The sequence below is a fragment of the Ramlibacter algicola genome (genome assembly GCF_016641735.1).
Lineage (GTDB): Bacteria > Pseudomonadota > Gammaproteobacteria > Burkholderiales > Burkholderiaceae_C > Ramlibacter > Ramlibacter algicola.
In genome coordinates this window covers 3,748,928-3,761,112 of sequence record NZ_JAEDAO010000001.1, presented here as the reverse complement: position 1 = coordinate 3,761,112, position 12,185 = coordinate 3,748,928, and the positions used below count along the sequence as shown (strand labels likewise).

Annotated in this window: 10 protein-coding genes; 4 read left to right on the top strand and 6 right to left on the bottom strand. The window is 69.2% G+C overall.

The window, feature by feature from the left end; genetic code table 11:
* Nucleotides 1-56 precede the first annotated feature (56 nt).
* From I8E28_RS18405 to I8E28_RS18395, 3 genes are all read left to right on the top strand, one after another.
* Nucleotides 57-1,040, top strand: coding sequence for a quinone oxidoreductase family protein (locus I8E28_RS18405; protein WP_200789664.1), 984 nt, complete (start codon nt 57-59; stop codon nt 1,038-1,040).
* Nucleotides 1,041-1,195: 155 nt separating this feature from the next.
* Complete coding sequence (locus tag I8E28_RS18400; RefSeq protein WP_200789663.1) at nt 1,196-1,582, top strand: response regulator; 387 nt, start codon at nt 1,196-1,198, stop codon at nt 1,580-1,582.
* A 77-nt stretch (nt 1,583-1,659) separates the two neighbouring features.
* Nucleotides 1,660-2,517 (top strand): EamA family transporter, encoded by an 858-nt coding sequence (locus I8E28_RS18395; RefSeq protein WP_200789662.1) that lies wholly within the window; start codon nt 1,660-1,662, stop codon nt 2,515-2,517.
* Between the two features lie 35 nt (nt 2,518-2,552).
* On the opposite strand, the gene I8E28_RS18390 is transcribed toward I8E28_RS18395, so the two are convergent.
* The 4 genes from I8E28_RS18390 to I8E28_RS18375 form a co-directional block, all read right to left on the bottom strand.
* Nucleotides 2,553-4,226 (bottom strand): Na/Pi cotransporter family protein, encoded by a 1,674-nt coding sequence (locus tag I8E28_RS18390; RefSeq protein WP_200789661.1) that lies wholly within the window; start codon nt 4,224-4,226, stop codon nt 2,553-2,555.
* A 43-nt stretch (nt 4,227-4,269) separates the two neighbouring features.
* A complete protein-coding gene (lspA, locus tag I8E28_RS18385) occupies nt 4,270-4,773 on the bottom strand; it encodes a signal peptidase II (protein ID WP_200789660.1) in 504 nt (167 codons plus the stop codon).
* Nucleotides 4,773-7,625 carry an isoleucine--tRNA ligase gene (gene ileS, locus I8E28_RS18380; protein WP_200789659.1) on the bottom strand — a complete coding sequence of 951 codons (2,853 nt, stop codon included), beginning with the start codon at nt 7,623-7,625 and terminating at the stop codon, nt 4,773-4,775. Before ileS ends, lspA begins: the two co-directional genes overlap by 1 nt.
* A 122-nt stretch (nt 7,626-7,747) precedes the next feature.
* Nucleotides 7,748-8,746, bottom strand: coding sequence for a bifunctional riboflavin kinase/FAD synthetase (locus I8E28_RS18375; protein WP_200789658.1), 999 nt, complete (start codon nt 8,744-8,746; stop codon nt 7,748-7,750).
* 137 nt (nt 8,747-8,883) lie between these two features.
* Between I8E28_RS18375 and I8E28_RS18370 the strand changes: the two genes are divergently transcribed.
* Nucleotides 8,884-9,441, top strand: coding sequence for an HNH endonuclease (locus tag I8E28_RS18370; protein WP_200789657.1), 558 nt, complete (start codon nt 8,884-8,886; stop codon nt 9,439-9,441).
* A gap of 161 nt (nt 9,442-9,602) precedes the next feature.
* On the opposite strand, the gene I8E28_RS18365 is transcribed toward I8E28_RS18370, so the two are convergent.
* Both I8E28_RS18365 and I8E28_RS18360 read right to left on the bottom strand, forming a co-directional pair.
* Nucleotides 9,603-10,985, bottom strand: a complete 1,383-nt coding sequence (locus I8E28_RS18365) for an alpha/beta fold hydrolase (RefSeq protein ID WP_200789656.1) — start codon at nt 10,983-10,985, stop codon at nt 9,603-9,605.
* Nucleotides 10,986-11,061: 76 nt separating this feature from the next.
* Nucleotides 11,062-12,177 carry an acyl-CoA dehydrogenase family protein gene (locus I8E28_RS18360; RefSeq protein ID WP_200789655.1) on the bottom strand — a complete coding sequence of 372 codons (1,116 nt, stop codon included), beginning with the start codon at nt 12,175-12,177 and terminating at the stop codon, nt 11,062-11,064.
* Between the last annotated feature and the right edge of the window lie 8 nt (nt 12,178-12,185).

Sequence of the window (12,185 nt, the reverse complement as noted above, 5' to 3'; positions counted from 1 at the left end):
TGCTCGAATCATGGCAGGATGCGCGCCTTCCCGAAGCATCACAGAAGGAGACCACGATGAGCCGCGCCATCCAGATCGACCAGCATGGCGGTCCCGAGCAACTGAAGATCGTCGACGTGCAGGTCGGCGAGCCGGGACCCGGGCAGATCCGCATCCGCCACAAGGCGGTGGGCCTGAACTTCATCGACGTCTACCACCGCACGGGCCTGTACAAGCTGGACATGCCGGCGCGCATCGGCATGGAAGCGTCCGGCATCGTCGAAGCGGTGGGCGAGGGCGTGACGCACCTCAAGCCCGGCGACCGCGCGGCGTACGCAAGCCAGCCTCCCGGCAGCTACTGCGAAGTGCGCGTCATGCCCGCCACCACGGTGTGCAAGCTGCCCGACGCGATCGACTTCGACACCGGCGCCGCCATGATGCTCAAGGGCCTCACCGCGCAATACCTGCTGCGCCGCACGCAGCCGCAAGGCGGGCTGAAGGAAGGTGACTTCGTGCTGTTCCACGCGGCGGCCGGTGGCGTCGGCCTGATCGCCTGCCAGTTCGCGCGCGCGATGGGCCTGAAGTTGATCGGCACCGCGGGCTCGGACGCCAAGTGCGAACTGGCGAAGGAGAACGGTGCGACGCACGTCATCAACTACGCCAAGGAAGACTTCCTGCCGCGCGTGAAGGAGATCACCGGCGGCAAGGGCGTGAAGGTCGTGTACGACTCGGTCGGCAAGGACACCTGGGACAAGTCGCTGGACTGCCTGTCGCCGTTCGGCCTGATGGCCAGCTTCGGCAATGCCTCGGGCGCGGTGCCGCCGTTCGCTCCCGGCATCCTGGGCGTGAAGGGCTCGATCTACGTCACGCGCCAGACGCTGTTCACGCACATCGCCACGCGCGAGGCCGCGCAGGAGATGGCCGACGACCTGTTCGGCATGGTCACGAGCGGCAAGGTGAAGATCCACATCGACCAGCGCTACCCGCTGGAGCAGGTGCAGCAGGCGCACCGCGACCTCGAGGCGCGCAAGACCACCGGCTGCACGATCCTCACGCTCTGACGCGGCGGGCGGGCACCGGATGGGTGGTGCCCGCGCTTTCCTACAGGCGCTTGGCGGCGTCGCTTGCACTCGCGTCGAAGGCGCACCGGTAGAGTCCATCGGAACGACTCCCGTACCGGACCGACCGGCGCGGCCTTGATGAACCGATTGCGCCCATGTCCCTGCGTGCCTACATCGTCGAAGACAGCCCGACCATCCGCGAGAACCTGATCGAGACCCTGCACGAGCTCGCCGAGGTCGAGGCCGTGGGCCTCGCGGACACCGAGGCGGAAGCTCGCGCGTGGCTGGTCCAGAACCCGGACGCCTGGGATATCGCCGTGGTCGACTTGTTCCTGCGCCAGGGCAGCGGCTTGCGCGTCGTCGAAGCGGCCCGCCAGCGCCGCCGCGGGCAGAAGGTGATCGTGCTGAGCAACCACGCGACGTCCGACATGCGGCGCCGCTGCGCGCAGCTCGGCGCCGACGCGGTGTTCGACAAGTCCACCGAGATCGACGCGCTGCTGGATTACTGCGTCAAGGCGCGCGGCGAACTCGAACTGGCGTAGGCCCGGGCGGCTGGCGAGCCAGCCCAGCCGTCGCCCTATGATCGGGCGACCATGCGCACGCACGCCGGAGCCCCTGCTTGAGCCTCACCTGGGGCATCGTCGGGGCCGTCCTCATCGGCGCACTGCTGCACGCGAGCTGGAACGCGCTGGTCAAGTCCAGCACCGACAAGGCGCTCGACACCGCCCTCATCCACCTGATCGGCTCGCTGCTGGGGCTGCCCCTGGTCCTGGTGGCCGGCCTGCCGCCGGCCGCGGCATGGCCGTACCTGCTGGCCTCGCTGGTGATCCACATCGGCTACTACACGGCGCTCACCGGGGCATACAAGCACGGCGAGCTCGGGCTGACGTATCCGCTGATGCGCGGGCTCGGGCCCGTGCTGGTCGCGGTCGCGTCAGCCAGCGCGATCGGTGAGCCGCTGTCCGCGGTGGCCTGGTGCGGCGTGCTGGCGGTGTCCGCCGGCGTGCTGCTGCTGGGCCTGTCGCGCCACGCGCTGGACAACCGCAAGGCCGTCGCGTTCGCGCTCGCCAATGCCGTCGTGATCGGCGTCTACACCGTGGTCGACGGGCTCGGCGTGCGCGCGGCGCAGCAAGGCGGCGGCAATGCGTTGCAGTACGTGGCCGTGCTGTTCGCGCTGGACGGCTGGCCGTTCGGGCTGCTGGTGCTGCGGCGGCGCGGCTTCGCGACCGCCTGGCCCTATGCGCGGGCGCGTGCGCCGTTGGCGACGCTCGGCGCCGCCGCGTCGCTGGGCTCGTACGGCATCGCGCTGTGGGCGATGACGCGGGCACCCGTCGCCGTGGTGGCCGCGCTGCGTGAGACCTCGGTGCTGTTCGCTGCGTTGCTCGGCACGCTGGTCCTGAAGGAGACCTTCACCTGGCGCCGCGCGGCTGGCACGACGGTGATCGTCGGCGGGGTGATGGCGCTGCGGCTGGCCTAGCGTTCGTGCGCGGCGCGCCAGCGCCGCGCACGAAGTCAGTCCGAAGCGTCGGAGTCGACGGTCGCCAGCACGTCGCTGCGCAGGCGGCTGGGCGCCAGCGCGCCGGCCGATTCGAGGATCGGGTAGGCGATCGAGCAGATGTGCGAGTTGATGCGCTTGAGCTCGCTGATCAGGTCGATGTGCAACGAACTGGTCTCGATGCTCTGCACCGTGTTGCCGGACAGCCGCTCCAGGTGCGTGGCGGCATACGCGTGCTCCAGGTCGCGGAAGCGCGCCTTCTCCTCCAGCAGCCGCTGCGCGTCGCGCACCGAGCCGTTGAGGAACACGCTCATGCCCAGGCGCAGGTTGTCGATCAGGCGTGCGTGCAGCTCGGCGATCTCGGCCATGCCGGCGTCCGAGAAGCTGCGGCCCTTGCGGATCTTCTTGTCCTCGATGTCGATCAGGATGCGCTCGATCGTGTCGCCGATCTGCTCCATGTTGATCGTGAAGCTGATGATGTCGGTCCAGCGCCGGCTCTCTTCCTCGCCCAGCGCCTCGCGCGAGATCTTGGTGAGGTAGTACTTGATGGCCGAGTAGAGCTCGTCGACGGTGTCGTCCAGCTTGCGCAACTCCTCGGCGAGCCGCAGGTCGTTGGTGCGGATCACGGTGAGGATGCCCTGCAGCATGGTCTCGACGATGTCGGCCTGGTGCAGCGCCTCGCGCGCGGCGCACGAGATGGCCAGCGAAGGCGTGGCCAGGGCCGAAGGATCGAGGTGGCGCGGGCGGCTGCCGACCGGGTTGCGCGCCGGCCGCGGCAGCACGGCCAGCACCAGCCGCGCGACCGGGCGCAGGAAGCCGAGGAACAGCAGGGCCATCGCGATGTTGAAGGCCAGGTGGAACAGCACCACGCCGCCGGCGTCGTTGACCAGGTGCGGGCGCGCGTACTGCAGCCACAACGGGATGAACGGCACCGCCGCCGCCACCCCGAGCAGCTTGAACACCAGGTTGCCCAGTGGCACGTGCCGCACTTCGACGCTGGCACGGGCGGTGGTCAGCACGCTCAGCAGGCCGCTGCCCAGGTTGGCGCCCAGCACCAGGCCCAGGGCCATGTCGGGCGCGACGACGCCGGTGGCGGTGAGCGCCGCGACCAGCAGCACGATGGCCAGGCTGGAGTACGAGAGCAGCGCGAGGCCCGCGCCGACCAGGATCTCGAGCGGCCGCTCGCTGTTGATGGAGGCGAGCAGGGCCTGGACGACCGGCGAGCGCACCATGATCTGGGTCGACTCGGAAATCAGGCGCAGCGCCAGCAGCATCAGCCCAAGGCCGATCAGCACGCGGCCGAAGCGGCCGATGTTGGTGGCGGGGCGCGAGATGAACAGCACGACGCCCAGGAAGATCAGCAGCGGCGACAGCCAGGACAGGTCGAACGAGAACACGACCGCCATCAGGCTGGTGCCGACGTCGGCGCCCAGCATCACGGCCAGCGCGAGCGGCAGGGTGATCAGGCCCTGGCCGACGAACGACGAGACGATGAGGGCCGTGGCCGTGCTGGATTGCAGCAGGGCGGTGACGCCGATGCCGGACAGGGCCGCGGTGAACCGGTTGCCGAGGCTCCGGGCCAGGACGTGGCGCAGGTTGGCGCCGAAGACGCGGAGGATGCCGGCCCGGACGAGGTGGGTGCCCCAGACCAGCAACGCGACGGCCGCCAGCAGGTTGAGCAGGTGCTTCATGCTTGAGGCACCCGATGATAGTCCTGCTGAGCCCCCGTGCGTGTCAGCGTGCGCGCCGCACGCGCAGGAGCTCGTCGAGGATCAGGCCGGCGGCCCCGATCGTGATGGCGGCGTCGGCGACGTTGAAGGCCGGGAAGTACCAGCCGCCATAGTGGACCTGCAGGAAGTCCACCACGTAGCCGTGCAGCAGCCGGTCGACCAGGTTGCCGATGGCGCCGCCCAGGATGCAGGCCAGCGAGAAGCAGAACAGCCGCTGCCCCGCGTGGCTGCGCAGCAGCCACAGGATGAAGATGACCGCGGCGACCGCGATGCCGGTGAACAGCCAGCGTTGCCAGCCCGACGCCGCCGCCAGGAACGAGAACGCGGCGCCGGTGTTGTGGGCGCGCACGATGTTGAAGAAGCTGGTGACGTAGGTCGAGTCGCCCAGGTGGTAGTAGCCCAGGATCAGGACCTTGGTGAACTGGTCGGCGATGACCAGGATGAGGGCGATGCCCAGCCAGGGCAGCAGCCCGGTGGACATCGCGTTGCCGCCGAGAGCGCGGGCCATCAGGCGTGCACCCGGAGCTCGCCCGCGCCGAACAGGTTGCTGACGCAGCGGCCGCAGATCTCCGGATGCGCGGGATCGCTGCCGACGTCGGCGCGCCAGTGCCAGCAGCGGTCGCACTTGGCGTCCTGCGAGGGCACGGCCTGCACCTTCAGGTCCTCGCCCGCGCGCAGGTCGACGGCGGACGCGATGAAGACGAACTTGAGATCGTCGCCCAGGCTGGCGAGCAGCGCGTGGTCGTCGGCGGGCGCCGTGATCACCAGGTTGGCCTGCAGCGAGGAGCCGAGCTTGCCGTCGGCGCGCACGGCCTCGATCTCCTTGTTGGCCAGGTCGCGGATCTCGCGGATGCGGTTCCACCGGGACAGCAGCGCGGTATCGGGGCCACCGATCTCGGCGTATTCCTCCAGGAAGATCGACTCGGAGGTGCCGAACACCTTCCACGCCTCTTCCGCCGTGAACGACAGGAACGGCGCCATCCAGCGCAGCATTGCGTGCGTGATCTGGTACAGCGCGGTCTGCGCGCTGCGGCGCGCCAGCGACTTCGGCGCCGTCGTGTACAGGCGGTCCTTGAGGATGTCCAGGTAGAACGCGCCCAGGTCCTCCGAGCAGTAAACCTGCAGCTTGGCGACCACCGGGTGGAACTCGAACACCTCGTAATGCGCCAGCACCTCCTGCTGGAACTGCGCCGCGCGGCTCATCGCGTAGCGGTCGATCTCCAGCATTTCCGCCGGTGCGACCGACTCCTTGGCGGGATCGAAGTCGCTGACGTTGGCCAGCAGGAAGCGCAGCGTGTTGCGGATGCGGCGGTAGCCGTCGACCACCCGCGCCAGGATCCTGTCGTCGCCTGCGATGTCGCCCGAGTAGTCGGACGAAGCCACCCAGAGCCGGATGATCTCGGCGCCCAGCTTGTCCCAGGTCTGCTGCGGCTCGATGCCGTTGCCCAGCGACTTGCTCATCTTGCGGCCCTGGCTGTCGACCGTGAAGCCGTGCGTGAGCAGCGCGCGGTAGGGCGCGCGGCCGTACATCGCGCAGGCGGTCAGCAGCGAGGAGTGGAACCAGCCGCGGTGCTGGTCGTGGCCCTCAAGGTACAAGTCGGCCTCGGGCCCGTTCTCGTGCGCGGCGCCCGCGTGCGAGCCCTTGAGGACGGTGGTGTGCGTGGTGCCGGAGTCGAACCACACCTCCAGGATGTCGGTGCTCTTGGCGTACTGCGGCGCGTCGGCGGCGGCGCCCACGCGCGCGAGGATCTCCTCGGGGCCGGCCTTGCTCCACGCCTCGATGCCGCCGGCCTGGACCATGTCGGCGGCGATGTCGAGGATCTCCATCGTCTTCGGGTGCAGCTCGTGCGAGTCCTTGTGCAGCAGGAAGGGCAGGGGCACGCCCCAGCTGCGCTGGCGCGAGATGCACCAGTCGGGCCTGCCGGCGATCATGTCGTGCAGTCGCGCCTTGCCGTTGGCCGGGAAGAAGTTGGTCTGCTCGATGGCGGCCAGCGCCATCTGCCGCAGCGTCGCGGGCGCCTTGTCCTTGGTGAACACGCCTTCGCCTTCGTCCATGCGGATGAACCACTGCGCGGCGGCGCGGTAGATCACCGGCGTCTTGTGGCGCCAGCAGTGCGGGTAGCTGTGCTCGATGCCCTGCGTGGCGAACAGGCGCCCGGCCTTCTCCAGCGTCTCGATGATCGGCGTGACCGCCTTCCAGATGTTCTGCCCGCCGAACAGCGCGAAGTCCGGCGCATAGCTGCCGTTGCCCTGCACGGGGTTGAGGATCTCGTCGTACTGCATGCCATGGGCGACGCAGCTGTTGAAGTCGTCCAGGCCGTACGCAGGCGACGAGTGCACGATGCCGGTGCCGTCCTCGGCCGTCGCGTATTCGGCCAGGTAGACCGGCGACAGGCGCTTGAACGCCTCGTGCACGTCGTACAGCGGATGGCGGAACTGCAGGCCATCCAGCTGCTCGCCCTTCACGGTGGCCAGCACGCGCCCGCCGTGCAGGTGGTAGCGCTCCAGGCACTTCTCGACGAGCGACGCGGCGAGCAGAAGCACGCCGCGGTCGGTGTCGACCAGCGAGTACTCCAGCTCGGGGTTCAGGTTCAGCGCCTGGTTGGCCGGGATGGTCCACGCCGTCGTGGTCCAGATGACGACGAAGGCGTCCTTGCCCGCGGGCAGCTGCTGCAGGCCGAAGGCCTTGGCGAGCGCCTGCGGGTCGTCGGCCCGGAAGCCGACGTCCAGCGTCTGCGACTTCTTGTCGGCGTACTCGATCTCGAACTCGGCCAGCGAGGAGCCGCAGTCGAAGCACCAGTACACGGGCTTGAGGCCGCGGTAGACGAAACCGCGCTCGATGACGCGCTTGAACGCGCGGATCTCGTTCGCCTCGGTGGCGAACTCCATCGTCTTGTAGGGATGGTCCCAGTCGCCCAGCACGCCCAGGCGCTTGAAGCCGGCCATCTGGATGGCGATCTGCTCGGAGGCGTAGGCGCGGCTCCTGGCCTGCATCTCGTCGCGCGACAGGTTGCGGCCGAACTTCTTCTCGATCGCGTTCTCGATCGGCAGGCCGTGGCAGTCCCAGCCCGGGATGTACGCGGCGTCCAGGCCCTTGAGCTGGCGCGCCTTGACGATCATGTCCTTGAGGACCTTGTTGACCGCGTGCCCCAGGTGGATGGCTGCGTTGGCATACGGCGGGCCGTCGTGCAGGATGAACTTCTCGCGGCCGCGGCGCGCGACGCGCAGGCGCTTGTACAGGCCCTCGTCTTCCCACTCCTTGACCCACTTGGGCTCGCGCTTGGGCAGGTCCCCGCGCATCGGGAACGGCGTGTCGGGCAGGTTGAGGGTCGCGCGGTAGTCGGTCTTGGAATCAGGCATCGCAAAGCTCGCAGGGCTTGACAGGCTCAGCCCGGACGGAGCGCGCTCCAGGGGGCGATCAGCGGCAGCGGGATCCGTTCGCCCTGAGCTTGTCGAGGGGCAGCGAGCGGAAGCTCCCGCTTCTAAATTCGGTCGCGCGTGGTCTGGCGGCGGGTGGACGCGAAGTACGCGCGGCCGGCGTCGCCGTCGCGCGCGATGCCGGCACGCAGCGCTTCCAGGCTGTCGTACTTCAGCTCGTCGTGCAGTTTGTGCAGCAGGTCCACCTGGATGATTTTACCGTAGCCCCCCTGCTGGCCCAGCGTTGCGGGCCAGTCCAGGCAATGCGTCTCCAGCAGCACGCGCCCGCCGTTGACGTCGTCGGGGTCCAGCGAGGGGCGGATCCCCAGGTTGGCCACGCCGGGGAGCGGCTCGTCCGACAGGCCATGGACCTGCACGACGAAGATGCCGCTGGCCGCCGGCTTCCAGTGCGAGAAGCGCAGGTTCAGCGTCGGGAAGCCCAGGTCGCGGCCGAGCTTGCGGCCATGGACCACGTGACCACTGATCGCATAGTGCCGGCCCAGCAGTGCGTCGACGGTCTCCAGGTCGCCGCGGCCCAGCGCTTCGCGCACCGCCGAACTGGACACGCGCAGGTTGCGCACCTCGTAGCTGTTCATGCGCGCGACGTCGAAGCCCTTGGCCTGGCCGGCCGCATCGAGCATCGCGTAGTCGCCGGCGCGGCGCGCGCCGAAGCGGAAGTCGTCGCCCACCAGCACGTACCTGGCGCCGAGCCCGCGCACCAGCACCTCGTCGATGAAGGCGTCGGGTCCCTGGCTGGACAGGCGTCCATCGAACGGGAGCACGACGCACTGGTCCACGCCGCAGGTGGCCAGTTCCGACAGCTTGTCGCGCAGCGTCGCGATGCGCGCCGGCGCCAATTCGGGCTTGCGCGCCACGCGGGCGAAATAGTCGCGCGGATGGGGCTCGAAGGTCAGCACGCAGCTGGGGACGCCCCGGTGGCGCGCCTCGCTGTTCAGCAGCGCCAGCATGGCCTGGTGGCCGCGGTGCACGCCGTCGAAGTTGCCGATCGTCAGCGCACAGGCCTTGGCGATGCCTGGGTGGTGGAAGCCGCGGAAGATCTGCATGCGGGCGCGTTGGTATTGTTTTGATAGCGGGCCGGCGCGCCGCAACGTGCGCCGCGCGGCCAACCGCCACCCAATCAGGGTATATTGTGCTTGCTGTTCCGTTCCCCGTTGGTCGCGTGTCGATGAAGGAGCGTTCGTTGAAGGTCTTGAAGCTGTCCGCCCAGGGATTGCCGCAATCGTGGATCTCTCTCGAGCAGGCCGTGCTGCACTACGCCGCCGATGAGGTGCGCTGGGAGGCCGGGGCGGAGATCGCCGTGTTCCGCGGCGGGCACAACGCGGTCACGGGGCGCCAGTCCTGCATCACGGTCAGCAGCATCATCGGCACCAAGGGCGTGCCGAACATCAACCCGTTCGACCTCAAGCCCGGCCTCACCAACGGCAAGCTCTTCGCGCGCGACCGCAACGTCTGCGCGTACTGCGGCGACCACTTCGCCGAGCACGAGCTCACGCGCGAGCACATCATCCCGTTCGCGCAGAACGGCAAGGACCACTGGATGAACGTGGTCACGGCGTGCCGGGCCTGCAACCACCGCAAGAGCAACCGCACGCCCGAGCAGGCGCACATGCCGCTCGTGTACGCGCCGTACGTGCCCAGCCTGTGGGAAGACTTCATCCTGAGGAACCGCCGGATCCTGGCGGACCAGATGGAATTCCTCATGGCTCATTTGCCGAAGACGTCTCGGCTTCACTCGTGAAGCCGAGACTCCTTCCGCTCATGTAGCAACACTCTCCTCACGAACCCCCTCGCCCCAGCCCTCTCCCCCGAGGGGGAGAGGGAGCGGATCATTGCTCATGGGTCTTGCGCCAGCTGCGGCGGCCGTGCAGGCCGTCGAGGGGGCCGCGCCGCTGCACGCGATCAGTAGTGCAGTTCCAGCACGCTCACGTGGCCTTCGGCCAGCGGCCAGGTCCGGCCGACGACGCGCTCGCCGTTGAACTCGGCGACGATGGGGCGCGGCAGGCCGGTGGGCTTCAGGCGCGAGGACGCGACGCCCGCACCGGGCACCGCGCCGGGGGGCGGCGACTGGCCATCGAACGCCATCTTGTCGCGGCCCGGGTCGAGGTAGCCGCGCGGGCGGCTCATGATGGCGAGCGCCGGCGCGTTCCTGTCCGCCTCGGGCACGCGCTCGGGGCGCATGTTGACGATGGTGCTGGAGCGCGGGAACGGGCTGCGGTAGATGTGCGTCGTCGCGTAGCCCGGCGCGCTGAGCACGAACTCGTAGCGCGATTGCGGATCCGCGTTGAAAGGGCCCCACTGGCCGTCCGCGCCCACGACCTGTGTGTGCACGGCGGCGCCGCGGCGCTCGCCCTGCACCGGGTCGATGGCGAACACTTCCAGCTTCGCGCCGGGCAAGGGCAGGTTGTTGGCGTAGTTGCCGCTGGCCGGGTTGGTCGACGACAGGCCGAGCCCGCTTACCTTGCCCGAGAGCACGACCCTGTGCTCCGGCACGATGGCCGTCGTCGCAGGTGCCTTTCCCGTGATGAAGCGGTGCATGGCCTCGAACGCGGCCGGCGAGAACGCGGTCTCGCGGTGGTCGATGCGCGGGATCACCACGTTCTCGGCGCCCTTGAGCGCGGGCCCTTCGTGGGTGACGTTCGTGGGTTGGCCACGGCGGCCGATCCACTGGCCGTCGGGCTGCGCGAACTTGTCGTTCTTGTCCGAGCGGATCGTCATCCACTTCACCGGACCCGTGACCTCGTTCCCGGCCGCGTCCTTGGGCGCGTTCAGCGCGGTGAGGAACGGACCTGCCCCGTTGAACTCGCTGCGGGGCGAGAACGCCGGATCGGCCCACACGCCGTGGTTGGGCGTACCGCCGAGGATGGCGTGGCTCACGAACGGCGCGCCGCCCCCGTTCTGGATGTAGTTGCGCACCGCGGCGCCGCCGCGCGAGTTGGCGACCAGGACGACCTGCTTCGCGCCGGTGCGCGCGAGGACCTTGTCGACTTCCGCCTTGAGGTAGGCCATGTGTTCCGCGCTCGACGTGCGGCCGGGTTGCGCGACGGTGTCGTCGTCGCGCGCGAGCGGGTAGGGCACGTCGATGGCATGCAGGCGGTCGCGCGGCCAGCCGTTCGACTCGAAGCGCCACAGCGTCGTCGTCCAGATCGACGCGCTGTCGCCGTTGCCGTGCACGAACACGATCGGCGGCAGGTCGGCGCGCGTGGCGGTCGATGGGTTGGAAGCGCAGGCGGCGAGCGCGGCGGCGGCCGTGATCGCCAGCAGGGCGTGGCGGCGGGTGGTCATCGATGTCTCCTTGTCGTTCTTCGGGGCAAAAAAATGCCCGCGGGGTGCGCGGGCATTGTGCAGGAGCGGCTCGCCTTCAGGCGAACACGCCCGCGGTGTCCTGCATGCGGGCCGACACCTCGCCCAGGTGGTGCAGCGTGTCGCCGAAGGTCAGTTCCAGCTGCGTCAGCTTCTTGAAGTAGTGGCTGCCCACGTATTCGTCGGTCACGCCGATGCCGCCGTGCAGCTGCACCGAGTTCTGGCCGACGAAGCGCATCGCCACGCCCAGCTGGTACTTGGCTCGCGCCAATGCACGACGGCGTTCGTCCGCCGGCGCATTGAGCTTCAGGCTCGCGTAGTAGCTCATGGAGCGGGCCAGCTCCTGCTGCATCTTCATGTCCGCCATGCGGTGGCGCAGCGCCTGGAAGCTGGCGATCGGCACGCCGAATTGCTTGCGCGTGTTCATGTACTCCGCGGTCAGCGCCATCGTCTTGTCGATCGCGCCGACGCCCTCGGCGCACACCGCGGCGATGCCGACGTCGACCGCATGTTCCAGCGCCGTCAGGCCGTCGTTGGTCACCAGCGTCGCCGGCGCGCCGTCGAACTTCACTTCCGCCGCGCGGCTGCCGTCCAGGCAGACGTAGCCGTTGGCCGTCACGCCCTTGCCGGCACGCTCGACGAGGAACAACGCGATCTTGCCGTTCGCCTTCGCGGGCACGAGGAAGGCATCCGCCTGGTCACCCGCCGGCACGAGGCTCTTGGTGCCCGTGACGGACCACGAGCCGCCTTGTTGCGTGGCCTGCGCTTCGCAGGCGTCGAGGCGGTAGCGGCCCTTGCGCTCCACGTGCGCGAGCACCACCAGCGCTTCGCCGCTGCCGATCTTCGCCAGCCAGGCCGACTTCACGTCGTCGCCGCCGTAGCCACTGACCACGGCACCGGCGATGAGCGCCTGCGCGACCGGCTCCAGCACGATGCCCCGGCCGAGTTCCTCCATCACCACCATGCCTTCGACCGGGCCCATGCCCATGCCGCCGTGGTCCTCGGGGATGTACAGGCCGGTCAGGCCCAGCTCGGCGAGCTCGCCGTAGGTCTTGCGGTCGAAGCCGCCGGCGCGCACGGCCGCACGGCGGCGCTCGAAGTCGTAGCTGCGGTCCACCCACTTGCGCACCGCATCGCGCAGCTGTTCCTGGTCGTCGGAGAAATCGAAATCCATGTCTTTGC